General features: G+C 31.4%; 30 protein-coding genes. 19 read left to right on the top strand and 11 right to left on the bottom strand.

Going from position 1 to position 16,132, the window contains the following annotated elements:
* Positions 1-108: 108 nt before the first annotated feature.
* Positions 109-1,791: a helicase C-terminal domain-containing protein gene (locus NMAR_RS04745; RefSeq protein WP_187146578.1), complete on the bottom strand. Its 1,683-nt coding sequence runs from the start codon at positions 1,789-1,791 to the stop codon at positions 109-111.
* A gap of 94 nt (positions 1,792-1,885) precedes the next feature.
* Here NMAR_RS04745 and NMAR_RS04750 point away from each other — a divergent pair, with 94 nt between their 5' ends.
* From NMAR_RS04750 to NMAR_RS04760, 4 genes are all read left to right on the top strand, one after another.
* Entirely contained in the window at positions 1,886-2,203 is a 318-nt protein-coding gene (locus NMAR_RS04750) for a GIY-YIG nuclease family protein (RefSeq protein ID WP_012215272.1), read from the top strand.
* A gap of 63 nt (positions 2,204-2,266) precedes the next feature.
* Positions 2,267-2,512, top strand: coding sequence for a hypothetical protein (locus NMAR_RS04755; RefSeq protein ID WP_012215273.1), 246 nt, complete (start codon positions 2,267-2,269; stop codon positions 2,510-2,512).
* Positions 2,513-2,601: 89 nt separating this feature from the next.
* Positions 2,602-2,733, top strand: coding sequence for a hypothetical protein (locus NMAR_RS10010; protein ID WP_274377698.1), 132 nt, complete (start codon positions 2,602-2,604; stop codon positions 2,731-2,733).
* Between the two features lie 87 nt (positions 2,734-2,820).
* Positions 2,821-3,087, top strand: a complete 267-nt coding sequence (locus NMAR_RS04760) for a hypothetical protein (protein ID WP_012215274.1) — start codon at positions 2,821-2,823, stop codon at positions 3,085-3,087.
* Here the strand turns inward: NMAR_RS04760 and NMAR_RS09735 are convergent.
* From NMAR_RS09735 to NMAR_RS04775, 4 genes are all read right to left on the bottom strand, one after another.
* A complete protein-coding gene (locus tag NMAR_RS09735; RefSeq protein WP_187146570.1) occupies positions 3,084-3,227 on the bottom strand; it encodes a hypothetical protein in 144 nt (47 codons plus the stop codon). The two genes, NMAR_RS04760 and NMAR_RS09735, sit on opposite strands and share 4 nt — an antisense overlap.
* A gap of 52 nt (positions 3,228-3,279) precedes the next feature.
* The gene (locus tag NMAR_RS04765) at positions 3,280-3,816 is read right to left on the bottom strand and encodes a hypothetical protein (RefSeq protein ID WP_012215275.1); all 537 of its coding nucleotides are present in this window, start codon (positions 3,814-3,816) and stop codon (positions 3,280-3,282) included.
* 41 nt (positions 3,817-3,857) lie between these two features.
* Positions 3,858-4,130, bottom strand: a complete 273-nt coding sequence (locus NMAR_RS04770; protein ID WP_238523208.1) for a hypothetical protein — start codon at positions 4,128-4,130, stop codon at positions 3,858-3,860.
* A 482-nt stretch (positions 4,131-4,612) separates the two neighbouring features.
* On the bottom strand, positions 4,613-4,861 hold the full coding sequence (locus tag NMAR_RS04775; RefSeq protein WP_012215277.1) for a hypothetical protein: 249 nt from the start codon (positions 4,859-4,861) through the stop codon (positions 4,613-4,615).
* A 57-nt stretch (positions 4,862-4,918) separates the two neighbouring features.
* On the opposite strand from NMAR_RS04775, the gene NMAR_RS04780 reads away from it, so the two are divergent.
* The 6 genes from NMAR_RS04780 to NMAR_RS09740 all read left to right on the top strand — a co-directional run bounded on the left by NMAR_RS04780 (position 4,919) and on the right by NMAR_RS09740 (position 8,118).
* The gene (locus NMAR_RS04780; protein ID WP_148680105.1) at positions 4,919-5,122 is read left to right on the top strand and encodes a hypothetical protein; all 204 of its coding nucleotides are present in this window, start codon (positions 4,919-4,921) and stop codon (positions 5,120-5,122) included.
* A gap of 41 nt (positions 5,123-5,163) precedes the next feature.
* Positions 5,164-5,754, top strand: coding sequence for a hypothetical protein (locus NMAR_RS04785; protein ID WP_012215278.1), 591 nt, complete (start codon positions 5,164-5,166; stop codon positions 5,752-5,754).
* A 35-nt stretch (positions 5,755-5,789) separates the two neighbouring features.
* Complete coding sequence (locus NMAR_RS04790) at positions 5,790-6,119, top strand: hypothetical protein (RefSeq protein WP_012215279.1); 330 nt, start codon at positions 5,790-5,792, stop codon at positions 6,117-6,119.
* A 712-nt stretch (positions 6,120-6,831) separates the two neighbouring features.
* Positions 6,832-7,065 (top strand): hypothetical protein, encoded by a 234-nt coding sequence (locus NMAR_RS04795; protein ID WP_012215280.1) that lies wholly within the window; start codon positions 6,832-6,834, stop codon positions 7,063-7,065.
* Positions 7,066-7,132: 67 nt separating this feature from the next.
* Positions 7,133-7,600, top strand: coding sequence for a hypothetical protein (locus NMAR_RS04800; protein ID WP_012215281.1), 468 nt, complete (start codon positions 7,133-7,135; stop codon positions 7,598-7,600).
* A gap of 359 nt (positions 7,601-7,959) precedes the next feature.
* Positions 7,960-8,118 carry a hypothetical protein gene (locus tag NMAR_RS09740; RefSeq protein WP_187146571.1) on the top strand — a complete coding sequence of 53 codons (159 nt, stop codon included), beginning with the start codon at positions 7,960-7,962 and terminating at the stop codon, positions 8,116-8,118.
* Between the two features lie 150 nt (positions 8,119-8,268).
* On the opposite strand, the gene NMAR_RS04805 is transcribed toward NMAR_RS09740, so the two are convergent.
* Positions 8,269-8,502, bottom strand: a complete 234-nt coding sequence (locus NMAR_RS04805) for a hypothetical protein (protein ID WP_012215282.1) — start codon at positions 8,500-8,502, stop codon at positions 8,269-8,271.
* Between the two features lie 69 nt (positions 8,503-8,571).
* On the opposite strand from NMAR_RS04805, the gene NMAR_RS04810 reads away from it, so the two are divergent.
* From NMAR_RS04810 to NMAR_RS04820, 3 genes are all read left to right on the top strand, one after another.
* Positions 8,572-8,922: a hypothetical protein gene (locus tag NMAR_RS04810; RefSeq protein WP_012215283.1), complete on the top strand. Its 351-nt coding sequence runs from the start codon at positions 8,572-8,574 to the stop codon at positions 8,920-8,922.
* Between the two features lie 453 nt (positions 8,923-9,375).
* Positions 9,376-9,585 (top strand): hypothetical protein, encoded by a 210-nt coding sequence (locus tag NMAR_RS04815; RefSeq protein ID WP_012215284.1) that lies wholly within the window; start codon positions 9,376-9,378, stop codon positions 9,583-9,585.
* A gap of 25 nt (positions 9,586-9,610) precedes the next feature.
* Positions 9,611-10,153: a hypothetical protein gene (locus NMAR_RS04820; protein WP_012215285.1), complete on the top strand. Its 543-nt coding sequence runs from the start codon at positions 9,611-9,613 to the stop codon at positions 10,151-10,153.
* A 24-nt stretch (positions 10,154-10,177) separates the two neighbouring features.
* Here the strand turns inward: NMAR_RS04820 and NMAR_RS04825 are convergent, their stop codons facing one another.
* The gene (locus NMAR_RS04825; protein WP_012215286.1) at positions 10,178-10,594 is read right to left on the bottom strand and encodes a hypothetical protein; all 417 of its coding nucleotides are present in this window, start codon (positions 10,592-10,594) and stop codon (positions 10,178-10,180) included.
* Between the two features lie 105 nt (positions 10,595-10,699).
* Between NMAR_RS04825 and NMAR_RS04830 the strand changes: the two genes are divergently transcribed.
* Positions 10,700-10,999 (top strand): hypothetical protein, encoded by a 300-nt coding sequence (locus tag NMAR_RS04830; protein ID WP_012215287.1) that lies wholly within the window; start codon positions 10,700-10,702, stop codon positions 10,997-10,999.
* Positions 11,000-11,024: 25 nt separating this feature from the next.
* Here the strand turns inward: NMAR_RS04830 and NMAR_RS04835 are convergent, their stop codons facing one another.
* Entirely contained in the window at positions 11,025-11,672 is a 648-nt protein-coding gene (locus tag NMAR_RS04835; RefSeq protein ID WP_012215288.1) for a hypothetical protein, read from the bottom strand.
* Between the two features lie 467 nt (positions 11,673-12,139).
* Between NMAR_RS04835 and NMAR_RS04840 the strand changes: the two genes are divergently transcribed.
* Positions 12,140-12,331, top strand: coding sequence for a hypothetical protein (locus NMAR_RS04840; protein WP_148680106.1), 192 nt, complete (start codon positions 12,140-12,142; stop codon positions 12,329-12,331).
* Between the two features lie 77 nt (positions 12,332-12,408).
* Here the strand turns inward: NMAR_RS04840 and NMAR_RS04845 are convergent, their stop codons facing one another.
* Together NMAR_RS04845 and NMAR_RS04850 are read right to left on the bottom strand one after the other, a co-directional pair.
* Positions 12,409-13,080, bottom strand: coding sequence for a PD-(D/E)XK nuclease family protein (locus NMAR_RS04845; RefSeq protein ID WP_012215289.1), 672 nt, complete (start codon positions 13,078-13,080; stop codon positions 12,409-12,411).
* Between the two features lie 35 nt (positions 13,081-13,115).
* Positions 13,116-13,502, bottom strand: a complete 387-nt coding sequence (locus tag NMAR_RS04850; protein ID WP_238523209.1) for a hypothetical protein — start codon at positions 13,500-13,502, stop codon at positions 13,116-13,118.
* Between the two features lie 68 nt (positions 13,503-13,570).
* Between NMAR_RS04850 and NMAR_RS04855 the strand changes: the two genes are divergently transcribed.
* The 4 genes from NMAR_RS04855 to NMAR_RS04870 all read left to right on the top strand — a co-directional run bounded on the left by NMAR_RS04855 (position 13,571) and on the right by NMAR_RS04870 (position 15,835).
* Complete coding sequence (locus tag NMAR_RS04855; protein ID WP_012215291.1) at positions 13,571-13,768, top strand: hypothetical protein; 198 nt, start codon at positions 13,571-13,573, stop codon at positions 13,766-13,768.
* A gap of 223 nt (positions 13,769-13,991) precedes the next feature.
* Entirely contained in the window at positions 13,992-14,180 is a 189-nt protein-coding gene (locus tag NMAR_RS04860) for a hypothetical protein (protein ID WP_238523210.1), read from the top strand.
* Between the two features lie 48 nt (positions 14,181-14,228).
* A complete protein-coding gene (locus NMAR_RS04865; RefSeq protein ID WP_012215292.1) occupies positions 14,229-14,561 on the top strand; it encodes a hypothetical protein in 333 nt (110 codons plus the stop codon).
* A 230-nt stretch (positions 14,562-14,791) separates the two neighbouring features.
* Complete coding sequence (locus NMAR_RS04870) at positions 14,792-15,835, top strand: hypothetical protein (protein WP_012215293.1); 1,044 nt, start codon at positions 14,792-14,794, stop codon at positions 15,833-15,835.
* A 64-nt stretch (positions 15,836-15,899) separates the two neighbouring features.
* Here NMAR_RS04870 and NMAR_RS04875 read toward each other — a convergent pair whose 3' ends face one another.
* Positions 15,900-16,088 carry a hypothetical protein gene (locus tag NMAR_RS04875; RefSeq protein ID WP_148680108.1) on the bottom strand — a complete coding sequence of 63 codons (189 nt, stop codon included), beginning with the start codon at positions 16,086-16,088 and terminating at the stop codon, positions 15,900-15,902.
* Between the last annotated feature and the right edge of the window lie 44 nt (positions 16,089-16,132).

The raw sequence follows: 16,132 nt of genomic DNA on the forward strand, positions 1-16,132 counted from the left end.
AGACAAGATGATCAATTTGTCCATAATCTTTATAGATCAGCGATCAGAAGTTCCTCTAGAGATAACAGGTGCAAAAATCGATTATTCTTATCAAATTTCTGTTATCTACTACAGGTCTTCTATGCCTAGAACATCATAGTATGATTTTGGAATCATCTGTTGTGCCTTGAAAAACACATTATTTGCAGCAGCATCAAGAACATAGGTCCTAGCCCAATCATCCTCACTCCTAATAGAACGTCCAAATCCCTGTAGTAGTTTTGTCAATGTTTGAGAGGTATACCAAAGGGGAAATTTGTCCATCTTGGCCTTGATTCTTTTTTCCTTATAGTTAGGGTAGGGAACCTTTGCAATAATCTGAAAACGAGAAAGGTCATCTTTTAGATCAACTCCTTCCCAAAGAGAAGATGAGAGTAAAACCCCAGTAGGATCAGAGGCGTGTTCTGATATTACTTCATCTTGAGTTTTACCATCCTTGTTTTTACTGTGACATATTCTGATTCTACGAGTGTTTTTTGGAGAAAGGTATCTTAGAATTTTTTGACATCTTGGAATAGATGATGTCAAAATTAACCCACGTTCAGTAGAATGTTCATCTAGTATTCGATCAATTGTTTTGATTACTTCTAACTCATCTTCTTCAGTTGAACCATAACTTAATCTCCTAATGTTCAACAGATCAACATTTCTGTTTTCAATTGGGAATGGAGATTTTGGAGTGTCAACAAATGCAACTTCATCTTTTTTCAAACCCATATTTTCACAAAAACTTTGTTTGTCAATTGTAGCAGACATGAAAATTTGATATTCTGTTTCAAAAAACTCGTTTGCAAATTTTGATACATCAATTGGTTTTACAGAAATAGTTCGAAAATTTCCATTCAAATCACGTACAGGATCATTTACAACAAAATTATTTTTGTCTGAAGAAATGTCGATTTTTGCCTGTGCCGCTCTATCATATCTTCTTTCTAATCTTGATATCAATTCATAATCAGGATCATTTTCAAAACCAGGACTTTCTTTGATATCTTTGATTTTTTTTGCATAAGAATATGCAATGTCGTCAGTTAAAGATATCATAGAATCTAAATCAGCAAAATCATACTTGTCTGCATTAAGATTACATTCATCAACTTGTCCAGCAAAGATATCAAATCCTACAAACTGAATAATTTGATCTTCAATTTTATGAGCCTCATCAAAAACAGAGACCTTTCTATCCAAATAATCTTCAAACAGTTTCTTGTTAAATTTCATAATTTGAAAAAATGCATGATAATTCCAAAGAGAGTGTTTGGAGACTAGTGCCTCATATTTTTGAAGATAATAATGACATGACTGGGAATCCTGAGTGTTTTCTTCAACTTGTTTTATTGTAGGTTTGAATTTGCAGGTTTCAATTACTTCTTTACCGTTTTTACTGGTTCTTTCAATACATTCTCCTTTTTCACAGGTTAGTCCCCATCTCATAGCTCTTCTAGAATTGTCTACTTTTTCAGAAGCCATTAATTTTAAACAAGGGAAATTTTGTTTTCCTTTTACAGGTTTGAGAAAAGGTATATCCTTGATGTATTGATCCTGAAGATGTTTTGATGCAGTTACAGTAAACGAACTATCAAAAAATTTAGAAACAGTTGCACCAACTAGAGATTTTCCAACTCCGGTTGGTGCACATAGAACGATTTTCTTGTAGCCCGAGTTAAATTGCTCTTCAATATCTGCAAGAATTTCTTTTTGAATATCTCTAGGAGTGAATTGCTCTGGAAATTTTTCTAAAAGTGACAGGATTGTTATGATTTAGTCTTTATATTAAAAGCATGAAGGTTCTTGTGATATCAATAGTTGTAATCTAGTTTAATATCTAGTAAATACACTATAGATCATGGAATTACTTGATGATAAGATGAGAGTTTGGTTAGAAAGTGCAAAATTTGTAAAACCAAACCCTGGTGTATACGTACTATACAACAGAAGCAAACACCCAATATACATTGGAGAGACCAGTAATCTTGAAGAGACATTTACAAAATATGTAGATACAGATTTTGAAGATAATGAATGCATGAAAAAAACTCAATATTATCAAAGAGTTTTTGAAGATAACCCAAAGGAACTGCAATTACAACTAATTGAACAGTTCAGAAATGAGACGAATGAATTACCTTCCTGTAATTCTGAGATCAAAGTAGAGACACGATAGATTCTTTCAGTGCATTGCACTGAAGACCTACTGGATTAATAGAAAAAATATGAAATTCTCAACATGGGAAACGCAATGATTTATGCAGGTATTGCAATTGGAGTAGCTGCATTGGCTGGAATTATGGTCTATGCACACGATAACCAAGAAAATTATCTTAGAGATGATGCAGTACTAGCACCCGCTGCAGAACAAGGCGCATTTTCATCAGATACTGGAATGGTCCAACTGAATAAAGAACAGTGGCATGAAGATCCATTTGGTGATAGAGCAGCTGAAGTTAGAGCAGCATACGAGTCTGGTGGATAACCCACCAAGTTTCTTTTTATTTTATTTTTCATCATTCTACACCTAATCATTGGAGAAAACAATTAATCTAAGAATGCAGTAATTTAGCAATGCATCAATGCTATTACTGTGAACAGATTTTTGATTCAAAAGAAGCACTATATGACCATGTAGAAGTACATTCAGATGCAGAAAGAAATAAGGAAATAATGGATAGAAAAAAGAAGGCACAAAAAAACTAAATTTTCAGCCTCAATTAAAAAAAATAGAGTAAAGGTAAGAAATAATCACATTCAGGTGGTGATATAACAACTTGGTTTCAAAACAATATGGATTGGGTTGAAGCATTACTTCGTAAATCATGTGACAGAACACTAACCAAAGAAGAAGTCCTTCACAGCCTATTTCACATGATTGAAATTAATGAAAACACTATGCATCAAATTCAGTCAGACAAAAGAGATTTTGGACCAGAGTTAGAAGAACTAAAACAAACTGAGATTAGAGACTTGGACTTCCATCTAAAATATTATCGAAGTTTGGTAAATTACATTAATTCAGTTCATGAAAATAAAATTTTTGAGAATCAGCACTAATCATTCCAAGAAACAGTGTACGCAACAAATGTTTTTGGCAGTGGTTTTTTTGTGCTTATTCCCCATTCTTCTGAAGTGTGACCTGAATTAAGTTCAGATACTTCACCCCAATTGAATTTAGGCAATTTGGCAGTTTCCATATTTTGGCATCAAAAAAATAGATTATAAAAAATCAGTCTGCACTGCAAGACATTATAATTTTAATTCTTCAAATTTCAAAGCATATTCCAACTGTTTTTCTGGATTGTTTCCATAATCAGTAGTTTCATCATATTCTTGTAATCTTTTTTCTAAAATTTGTTGTAATTGCTCTATTTCTTGAGCAATCATTTTTCCAGAATCTTCTTTTGCAAGTTGTTTTCTCTGTTCTTCGTTTTTTCCTCGTGTTGGAAAGTTTTTGCCTTCAAATTTAGTTTGTAAGTTTGAGATATGTTCACGTTTTACTAATTCTGCCAAATCAAAACGCCCTTGTTCATATTTTAGTAATTGATCGCTTGTCTCAGAAGGTCTAACTGAAGACAACAAAGGGCAAAACTCTACAGAAACCTGAATGTTTTTTATTAAAAACAGTATTTCGCTTCCCATTTTTTCAGAATCAACGGTCCAAGTGAATCTATATTTTATCACACTATGAGAATCTGCATATGATGCAGGGTTGTGTTCTGCCTTAAAATCAGACCATTTTAGAGAATAATGTTTTGACCAAAATAGATTCTCATTTTCGCTCATTAGTTAATAATTTGAAAATTTCAGCATAATTAGATTGTGATTCAAGAAGACTTTCCATCACGTCCACTGAATTTTCCAATAGCCTGAGAGGTATCAAATCCTAGCCAAGAATAGTTTTGAGATTCTTGGGCATCGTGAAAATTTTGATGTTCTGTCAATTCCAAATCTCCCCAATCCCCCTCATGAATAAAGGGGCATTTTTCATGAATTCCATTTTTTTTAATTCCTTTGCACGTGATTAACAAGCAAGAATTGTTGTGCTTTAGAACTGAAAAATTTTTTGTTAGAACGGATTTGCCTTGAACAGTCAACAAGAATTCTAGGCTCAAATTGATCAGGCACAAAAATGGATCATTTTTTCAACCCATTTTGATCAAAAATCAAGACACATTTTATTTTAAGAATTTTTGAAGATACTAATCATTACAAATATTGGAAGCAAGGATGATTGCCTGTTTGATATCTGGCCGTAACTCCCAAAGAGTCGATGCAAAAAAGATATCAAACTTGCTTGCTTTCCAAATCTAAACTATTAATTTTAGATAATTTCAACATTTTATGATGAACAGCAAGTTTTACATGTGGATGGGTATATCAGTGGCCGCATTAGCAGTAGGATTCATTCTTTTGTTCGGCTAATCAGATTAACTTTTTTGATTTCAATGATCAATTTTTACATTGTTTTTTTATTTTATCAAGATTCTTAGAAGTAAAGTATTGCCATAGGTGTAGCTGGATGGTTGATAATCGCATTAACGCATCACGGCATTGATTATCAACTTTTATCTGTGGCCAATCAATTAGGGTGAGAGTTTGATGCATAATCAAATTTTTCTTTATCAGAAAACAGTTGGAAATTATTTTTCTCCAAATCCAAAACATCATGAAAAGCAGGACATTCATTATCAATTGAGAATAATTCTTGACATTTTGGACACTGAATAACAACATGATTGCCCCAATCACATTCAATTTCATCAATTAATTCAAAATTAACAGATTCATTACAAATACACTTTACATTTTGAAATTTTTGAAAATCCACAAGAATTAATTTTTAAAATTAAATATAATTTATTAGAAATTAATAATTAAGAAAGATATGACAGAATGCCCTACATGTAAACTTGCAATGGAATCACATTCAACAGCAGAGTTAATGGAATGTTGTATGAAGCAAGTTGGGGATGAATTTACTGAAGATCGAGAGGGAATATGTCCCAATTGTAAACATGACATAAAAAAACACTCTAACAAAGAGCTTGCAGAGTGCACCATAGAGTATCTAAAATCAGGAATTCAATAGGTCTAGTTAACATTAAACAATAGAGAAATTAGGACAAAATATTGAACCAAACAACAAGAGAATTAATTGGAATGTTTTCACCAATGTGGACTAACAAACAAGTTTGGGAATTTGATCAATTAAACGAGGATTTGAGATTTGATGCAATCTATGTAAAACCTCAAGAGTATGAGGATAGTTTATGGAAGTCAAAATCTGCTTATCCAGATTCAGAGATTAGAGATATGGTTGTCAAAACATTTGATCATATGCTAGATGGCGAAGAATTATGGATTTCAAATGTGAATGAGAAGAAAATCGATGAGAAACACATACCATATCTCATGGCAGTCATGGCAGATGTGATGATTGAGGAAGAGATTTGCTTGAATTTTAGAATAGACAATGAGTGTTTTGTTGCAACCATAGATTCAGATGCCGACGTTATTGATTGTAAGGAATTTTTTGAAGAATTTTATCATTTGGCAACAGGTTTCAATTATGATACAGATACTGGAATTCCAGAGGATGAGACTGAAGCTGAAATGTACTTGACAAGACTACAAGAAGAATTCGATGAAAAAATGAAAGCAATTTTGGGAGACAAATATCTGCCAGGAAACAATGATCCGGACACGATTAATGCAAAGTGATTTATCTAAAACACCCAAACATATCTTGAGTAAATATGTCCCAAAAAAGACCATATAGAAAATTTCAAAAGAAAGGTCCTTCATTGAGTATGGAACAAAAAGTAGAGAAGTTCATTTTGAGAAATTCTGAAAATGGTTTTTTTACCAAAGTCACAACTATCCCATACAAATTTGAAATGTCTGAGAGCAAAGCATGGGATGTGGTAGGTGAATTACTCTCAGAAGGGAAAATAGAATCAATACATGATGAAATATCAGGGGAGATGAAATTGTGTAAAGCAGGTCAAGCATATTCTATAATGAATTCAGAACAAAAAAGGAAAAGACAGAAAACAAACAATTTCAAAAAAAAGAAAACAACATAAACATTCAAACAAATATTTATTTTCTAGAATCAGTTCAAAAATGCATGGATGATGAGAATTTACCTGCACAATGTCATCCTGTAATAAAACCAAAAAAGAAAAAGGAAGACAGTAAGAAAAATGATACAGTGTAAATTATGTGGGACCCCATTAGGAAAAGAACCAACTACGGATGAATTAGAAAAACATTGGAAAAAGCATCATAATTGGCATTGGGAATCTAACAAAGACAAATCACCTCAAGAGGCACTATTGAAAAAAAGAGACTGACAACGTCTTGGAATAGTGGTCGTTTATAGCATGCCTAGACCACTAATCGAAGGCGTCACTACTAATACAGGCTCGAAATATAAAAAAACCAACAATCAATTTCCAAACATTTGTTTAAAAAAAATCCAAAATCAAAACTAATGTACACAAAACTTTGCAGACGATTTATCAATTTTGTAATGTATTAATCAACATGAGAGAAGATTTTGCAGAGTATACCAAGTGCACAACATGCGGGACAGCATTACTAAATTGTGATTGTAATTGTCCATATTGCGGAAAACGTGAGGAATGTGAGTGCGAGATAGGCGTACTTACTATTCCATAATATTTTTTCTCAAACAGGTTCAGCATGGACATTAATTTTTGGAAATTATTTTTCAGCTAGATACTGTAAAAAATTCACTTTTGATTAATAATAGAAATTTAGCAATTAGGAGGCATGTCAGTAATAGAGGCATACGATATCAAGGCACGTAAAAAAGTGTCAATGAAAGACCCACAACCATATCTTATGAAGAATGGTTCATGGGCATTGAAAGGAACTAGCTCTGAAACTGGGATCAAATTATTCAAAATTGTTGGAAGAACAAAACCATCAATTACCCAGTCAAGATTTGAAGCATTCAAGAATCTGTTTACAAGCAGAGGATGTGAATGTGGCAAAGAATGCTAGTCTTTTTTTTCTTACAAAGACATACCAACATTAGAAAGCATTAATGTGAGAATTTTTTAGAAATTTTATGTCATTTGAGATTGACTGGAGAAAAAATTTTTACGGTATTTCATGGGCTCATGAAAAAGATAGGATTGTCGTATCAATAGTTTTTGAAGACAAGGAAGAGGCCGCAGAAATTTCAAAAAATATTGAGAATTGGAGCGACAAATTTACCAGATTGACAATTATTGAAAAAGAGGAAGATGAATTTGCACTTTGTTGCTATCAAGATCCCCAAGTCTCAAAAAGTGACAAACACATAGGGTTGTTTAGAACAGGAATGAGACAAAGTAGTGGCTATAACCAGGTAAAACCAATCATAGAAGAAAAGGCCCCCCTATTACAAATTGCCTATGCAGCAGATGCAATTGATATTACCACATATGAGGAAATCTCCAAACTCATACCAATTAGAAAATTTAGAATCATCAATGAAAAGGATTTGAAGAAACAAGAATACTACTATGAGAAAATGTCAACACTATCAAATTAAAATGGTAAGATTCAAAATAATTTGAATCGTACCATCTATGGTCGGGTAACAGTTCTATTCAAAATTAGATATAAAGAATGACTACTGATTTGTTCATATTTTTGATACTGATGAATCGTTCATTCTTGTTAAATAGAAAATTTTCCACTTCTAATTATGAATAATAACAATTTCAATTCATCATGGGAAGAAGCAATTGGTCTTTCATGGCTAATATCTGAAGAAGAGCATGCCTAAATCCCTATGCAGTCCAAACTGTTGGTGTAAAAAAACAAAAAACATCAACGAGACACCTTAGAATTTTCTAAGGATTATTTTTTTAATTTAATACATAAATTCCATAATCTAAGACAGAGAATATGCATTGTGATGATAAAAGAACATTATTTGTCTTAAAGCAAGGAATTGAAGAAACATGGGGTTTATTAAAAAAATCAGATTTTACAGATGAAGTTCTAATAAAAAAACTCAATGAAGAGATAAAAGAGTATTTTGAGTACAAATCTGCAAGTCAATGAAATGTCATTTAAGTTTAGAAAGGAGGGTTTGAGGTGTCACAAATAGAACATACCAAAGAATGTAAGTACAGAATGAATAATGACATGCCACATACAAACTGCTATTGTAAATGTCATAAAATCATCATGGCAGATTCAAAAAATATGGAATCAAGAACTTTTTGAGTCTTTTTCAGGTTCAAAATTTTCAATAATTTCACTTACACGAATCAACACAGTTTCTTTGATTTGATCTTTAGTCATTCCAGAGGTATGCATGAGTTTCATTTGATCAAGTAATGCAAAATGAACCCGGCCTTGAAGATAATCAACTATACCAAATCCTTGTTTAGGGAATTCTGTAACAAATAATTCATGTTCAGAAAAATCAGAGTCTTTAGTCATGAATCAATTTTTCAAAAACTAGTTATAAAATTTCCAAATATTCATAAAACTATCATATTGGTTTGAAATATGACTGAATTTACTCACAATCCTTATGAGAAAATATACGTCAGAGACATGATCAAGCTTGATTTAGACGATCTTATTGGTATGATGTCATCCTTAGAATCTGCAAATGCTTACTGGGTTGAGGGGGTATTATTTGCCAGTTTTGCTATGACTGAATCAGAAGAACTGGCTAAAAAAGAGATGCAAAATGAGATGTATCTAGATAAAATTATTTTTGCAAAATATGAAAACTATTCAAAGACAGTTAAATCATCAACAAACCTAGAAATTGGCGTGTTGAATATGAGTAAAAGCAAATTATATCAAGATTTGATATCGTGGCTCAAGTCACAACCAATTTGGAATGAATGAATAATTTTAGAAAAATTGAGCCTAGTTTGAAAGAATGGTATGATCCATATGCATCATCATACACTGCATATGTATTTCTTCATCAGTTGTGTGCCCAAGTTTTCCACATGTGAATTGGATTGGCTTGAAACACACATTACATTTTTTGTAAACGTACAATTGTTCACCACACTTTCGGCAAGATATATCTTTCATGAGTTTTATTTGTAAAAAAATTAATTTAAACCATATTAAAATTAGAACAGACTAATTAGGTCATGCTAATTAGTTTGCACTAATTAGAAGAGACTAATTTTCAAAGCGTTTAATAGAAAATTTTTTCATAACAAAACATGGAAAAAAGTTGTAAAGTTTGTGGAAGAAATCTTGATTCAAACTCTAGTATTTGTTCTATGGAATGTACATTAATTTCCGGATACTAATTTTAAAATAATATTCTTTGAATAATTAATCATGAGTGAAGGATCTGATCTTAAAGAAAAAATTTTAGAATACATTAAAAATAGATCAGAGATCAACGAAACAACTGCAACACGACACATTCACAGAAGATTTGGAATCGTAGAAGAAGAGATTGATAATATCCTTGATGAATTGTTTAAAGAAAACAAAATAAAGAAAATTTACGATAAAGAATATCAGGAAAATAGATTCGAAATATGATTTTCAAATCAATCTTTTTAAGAGAATGAGTTTAGAAAAAATCATGATGCTAAAATCAGAAAAATCAATCAAAGAATATCTCCAAAAATTACCGGATGACACCATAATCAAATACTACCTAGATGTAGAATACAGTCCATTTCCAATCCTAGTTATTGAAGAATATACCAGGAGGTTCAAGAAAAAGACAAAAAATGAGATTATCAAGGATTTGAAGTATCAGAGTAGGTTAGCACGTAAAAAAACTCAAGAATTGGGCAAAATGGCAAAAAGACACAAACTGGTAGATGATGTTACGAAGCAAAAATCTGATGAAATCATCAAACATGCAAAAAAGAGAGGATTTGAAATTAGTCAAGCAATTTCAAAAAAGAAAGAAAAACTTGCCACTAAACTCAAAAAAACAGCAAAACCAGGTACTGTCAAAAAAAGAATTTCAACGAAATTAAAGACATCTACACAGAAACATCTAGAAGAATTAGAAAAATTAGGGGAATTAAAGAAACAAGGATTAATCACTGCCAAAGAATTCCAAGATACAAAGAAAAAGATCCTAGCAAAAATCTAAACATATTAGCAACAAGTGCTCAAATCAGGAATTTTGATTTGTTTTAAACATGGAAATCCAGTTTTGCATAATCTTTTTGTTCAAATCAACAAAAGTGTCTGAATTATCATTTAACGTCTTTGCATAGTTTTTGTTTTGTTCAACATTTGCAATTGCCATTTTATGCAAGATAGAGCGAAACTTTATTGTTTCATCAGACATGTTTTTGATAATATCTTTTGCAGTGTCAGGAAATGAATAATCTAATCCAGATTTATTAAAAAATTCTTTTTGAAGGGAAAGTTGTGAATTTACATAGTTTTTCCATAATTTGTAATACTCGTTTTGTAAATCAAACAATGTTTGTTGGATGTGAGGAACATTTTGTTCTAACTCTAGAAAATACTTTTTGTTTATATTTTCAAATAACTCAAAATCGTTATTTTGAGATTTTTCGGACATAATTTTTTGATAATTTGTGAGAATTTAAACTAGTAGGTAAAAAGCAACCACAGTATTATTTGAAATGAAATGAATATACACTAGTAATTTACAATACAAACTCAGATGATTACATTTGAAAATAGAGTGCGCTACGAATACAAAATAAAAACAGCTAGAGTAGATACGCTTGTAAAATCGATATTGACGCATAGAGATCCAAAAAGTCAAGAAGCCAAAGATGCATCAAAATTTCTTGATGTGTTGATTACAGAGATAGATAGATTTTATGAAGAGCATAGCGATATCTTGTCAAAAAAAGGCAAAAGACCACATCCACGTTCACGATTACCAGAGAACAAAGAATGGAATGAAAATGTAGAAAAATATTATGAAAAAAATCCTCGTAAGAGGCCTAAAAAATAAAAAAGACTAGATTTCTGAAATCATCTCATTTATGACAGGAGCAGTTGTGTTCTTTGCCACCACAAGATGAACCGTGTGAACTATCTTTACAAGAACCACCCATGCCATGTTTGTCATCTCTATCATGTTCACTATGTTTACCACATTTACAAGAACAGCTATGTTCACCATGTGCACCATCTTTACCGTGTGAACTATCTTTACAAGAACCACTCATGCCATGTTTGTCTTTCATGTCATGTTGTTTATCATTCATCATGTGAGACATGTGTTGCATATGATCAACAAAACTCATTGATTGCATCTTTTCATACATTTTATCAAACATCTTCATCATATGGGATTTTTCAGAATCATTCAATGAATCCCATGCAGATACAAGTTGGGTTCTATGAAGCTCAAATAATCTCTCCATTTTGGCCATAGCCATTTGAGAACTTATTGATGAGCCACGTAATTCAGGCAAGGATTTACGTTCACCGTCAGAAGTGAAATCTTCAGGAGTACATAATCTATCTCCACAAACTTTGTGCTTTGTTTCCATTCCATATTTTGAACTTTTTACACCTTGAGCTTTTGCAGCATCAACAGATTCTATGGAACCAATTTGAATTGTAATTGCCATTGATAAAACAATTGCAATTAGGAATAAAGCAGAATATCCAATTTTCATTATCAAAGCATATCAAATATTCCTTAAAAATAAAGATGTGAATATCCAATTTTGAAAATAACGTGTCTGTTTTTATGAAGAAAAAAGTATGGCAATAATTCCATTTCTGGGAAATTCCAAGATTGTTTTTATTATCAAATTCAAATAAATCATCATGAATGGGTCTCCTAACCACACCTTCATACAAGATTGTAAAGAAGAATATGCTAGGTTAGAAGACAGCATCAAATCCATAGAGGATCTTTTTCAAGAAATTAGTGATTAGTTAAGAAAACTAACTAATCGTCATCGAAGTCATAATCATCGTCATCATAACATTCGATGAAATCAAATTCTTCGTATTTCATGATTATCGTACAAATTCAAAGTAAATAGATCTTCAGTAAAGGAACTATGATTTTCTATGATTCTATATAGTTGGTTTGAGCCTAGAAATTCTCAAATATTGTCAGACACAAAAACCAATCATGGAAAATCCAACTGAGATCAATTCAGTATATTGGGATGAAGAAACAAAGTCATGGCAATACAAAATTGTTCCAGTCGAAGAATATCATGGATTTACAGAATGTCAGCATTGTAGAAGACCAATGTCTCACAACATAAAGAGTGAGGGAGAATTCAAGGTAGTTTATACAAAATGTGGTTGTTCACGTTGATAATTATTTTCCATAAGACATGTAAATTAAAACCCCTGAGAGAATAACAATCAAGATTGCAGGAGGCATCCACGATTTCATAACATCACTTCATTGTTTAGATAGTATTGTTCAAGTCGCTCATAGAGAGGTTCTACATAATCATCACAGGTTTTGACAAACTCTTGTCGAGTGTTTTTTTCACTACTAACAAGAATGACTACCTGATTGATTTTTTGGCCGGTGACTTCTTGAAACATTTGAGCATAACAAGTGGTTTGCAAATAATATTCATACATGTATTCATCAACTTGGGGTTTTCTTTTTGTTTTATAGTCAATAATAGATAATTCTCCATTGTATTTTGCAATAAGGTCACTGGTTCCTGCAACTTTTAGTTTGTCTGAATACATTCGTTGTTCAATACATGTAACATCAGAGATGTTTTCCAAATAGGGTTTTAGATTATGAAAATGAGCAATAGGAAGTAAATCAAAATCATCTAAATTCAAATTTCTACTCAAATAGTCTTCAATGATTTGATGAGACTGGGTGCCAATATGTTGAGATTGTGCAGTGATGTATTGATGAGCAGGTTCATTTTCTTTCCAAGATGCCAAACCATTTTTCTTTTCTTCAGGAGCAGTTGCAGACAAGATGGTGTTTATGGAAGGGTAAATTTTATCAAATTTTGTCTGATACCAATGGCCATCGTCTCGGTCAAGTAATGTGGGCTCTCTTATTTTCAACATCTGAGCAAAATTAGGCATGAATTTGTTTGGAGTACTAGTAATTTAATGCTAAGTCATTTGATCATCTTTTGAAATTTATCAAATTCAGATTTTGTTTTCACAAATTGATCTGTGTTAAGTTTGAGTGAAAAGAGAGGATCCATTTTGTCATTAATGATGAAAATCCGTTCATCAAAGATTACAGTTTCAATAAATTCATCATTAGGATAAACAGTGAACTGAAAGAATTCTTCATCAGTTTTTATTTTTAATTGAAACCCCATCAAAAGGCCAAATTCTTCATCTTTGTTTAGAAATCCTGTCAGACTAGCTCGAAGAGAAGGATTATCATTTATCGCATCATAGTTATTTTGAGTATCAATTACACATGCAACGGGTTTGCCTTGAAGATGTAAAATAACAGATTTGTGAGTAGGAATAAAATCTTCAGTGTTACTCATTTTGTCCAGAGGCATATACTATCAAAGAATTTCAGTATTGTTAAGTATCACGATTTTTTAGTAAATTTATGAGCAATCTTGATGATTCAATTGGAAAAATTCTACTAGAATTGCAAAAAGATGATCCCGAAACATTTGCTAAACTAATGAAAAAAGCACAACAGGAAACCCCAGAACTGTTTGAAGATATTGATGAAGAAAATAAAGAGATTGACGAATATAATAAAAAAGTAGAAGAGTACAACAAGACAATAGATGAAGAATAGTTCATAATAACCTCAGATTTTAAACCAAAATCAGCCTAAAAATCTCCTTGGGATACAAATGTCTTATTTGTAACATTGTTTTAGGAACTCCTAGAAAGCTCGAAGATCATCTTCAAATTGAGCACAAATGGGGTAAAAAACGAGAGATATAGGTTCAAAAAAAAAGAATTGATTTTTTAGTGAATGCTGTAAACAGAAATCATTGAATTTTATATCAAAAAAAGTGCTAGATTTTCAAAAAAAGAAACTTGTTTCAGCTGAAGATACTCTAAAAAAATACATAGATGAAATGAAAAAATTTGAAAATACTCAAAACACAGAAGGGTTAGAAAATTCTAAAAAAATGATAAAAATATGGACAGACAATATTGAAAAAATTAAAAAAGAAATTAAAAAAATAGAATCAAGATGATGTTCAAGAAATTATTCTCAGCAAGTATTATGAAAAGGAGTAAAAACTATGAAATTTAAGAAAGATTCAGAATCATTAAATGAAAATTCAGAATTGAGAATACTTGCTGAATATAATAGGCGACTTAAACAGTTAAAGATTACACAGAAAAAAGTTAACAATTTGAGAAATCACGAGATGGATGAAGAAGCAAACAAGGTTCAAGATCTAGTCAAATTATTAGTAGAAGAGATGGAGGCATACTTTAGAACATATCGTAGTATATTGACAAAGTACGGAATCCTACCAGAGTATCCTTTAGAGATTGATGACATAACAAAAGAAGAAAGAGACACTGCAACTGCATGGCAAAATGCCCATCGAAAAAAATACGGAATATAGGAAAAACTAAGAACATACTAGTAAACATTACAATATTTATCCACAAAAATCCATGTCAAGAGTTCTAATTATGATCGCAATTGGTTAATTTTATGAATTAAACTGAAATTAGATGTTTAAAATTTAACTATATTTTTAAAAATGTATATAGATTTTTTGTAATTTTATGATATAACTGATCACATAATGATCGATCAGATTTAAATACAATTCCCATTTTTGGGAATAGTATGAAGGTATTCCTTGGCACCATTATGATGTTCATAGTTATTGGAGGTGTTTTAGAGGCATATGCAGAAGAATTCACATACAATGAAAAAGTTGCATATGCCGTTGAATCTCAAAAAGTTATAGCTCACATGATTGCAATATACGATAATCTTGGAAAAGATGGAATCTATAGCGAGTTGAGTAATATGCATTTTGATCATATTCTAAAACATAATTTGGAAGTTATGGAAAATTATTATTCAGAACATGCTGATTATCAAGATGAATTAAAACACACATTATTAGAAATAGAAAATAGCGGATTTAATGAAAAAGCAGTCTTTATTGAACATGCAAAAAAACTATTTCCGTTATTGAATTCAGGTACAGATTTGATTACGTCTGACCTAAATGATGAAAAGTTCTTTAGATTGGTTGTTGTGATGTTATTATTAGAATCTGTAAAGACAGAGTATATTGAATCTCAAGAAACAGCAGGTGTTGAATCATTATTGAAAAAACAACATGCAGACACCATGGCAATTAGAGCTCACATGTATTTTGAAAATACCAATGAAATTCCCATAGAAATGAAATATGTAATTGAGCAAAAATTTCAAAGAATTTTTCAATTAATGAATAGTCACGAAGTAAAAATTGAACATTATGATTTACTTAATGAGATAGTAACTGAAATTTATGACCATATAGAGGAAAATGAACAAAGTAATTCTAACAAAGAATTAGATGAGACCAAAATTTTAAACAAAGAGTCAGATGAACCAGAAAAGACAGGACCAAAAATCATGTTGCGTACAGACCAGAAAAATGGCAATGAAATTGTATCGTTTGAAGGTACAGGATTTCCTAGAGATATTAGAGTCGATATAAAATATGTAACAAACCTAGACAAAGAAATTCAACATGTAAAAGTTCGTAGTCTTGATAATGGAACATTTTATCTGCCCATAGAAATGAACCCAGAAGAAAAAACATATTTTCTAAATGCAGAATATATGGAAACTGTAACTGTGTTTACAATATCAAATAACATACAATACTAACAAAGGGTATTTTTGAGAAATAGGAGAAGAAAAACGAAACTAGAAAAATTTCGCTTTCCTTTGTTTACTGTAATGAATAATGGACATCACAAAATAGCACAGTTCCATTTGGCAAAGTTTTTGCAGTAATAGAGTGGCCATCTTCCAATCCTTTGCCACACACATAGCACTCTACTTTGCTTACTGAAGTCTGAATGTCTTGTTTTTTGAGAATTTGCATGTCCTGCATAATTGCTCGATTTACCCCCTGCATGGTAACTATACTACGATCAACTAGCCTATAAAGGTACCGTACTA

This window comes from Nitrosopumilus maritimus SCM1 (assembly GCF_000018465.1).
Taxonomy (GTDB): Archaea; Thermoproteota; Nitrososphaeria; order Nitrososphaerales; family Nitrosopumilaceae; genus Nitrosopumilus; species Nitrosopumilus maritimus.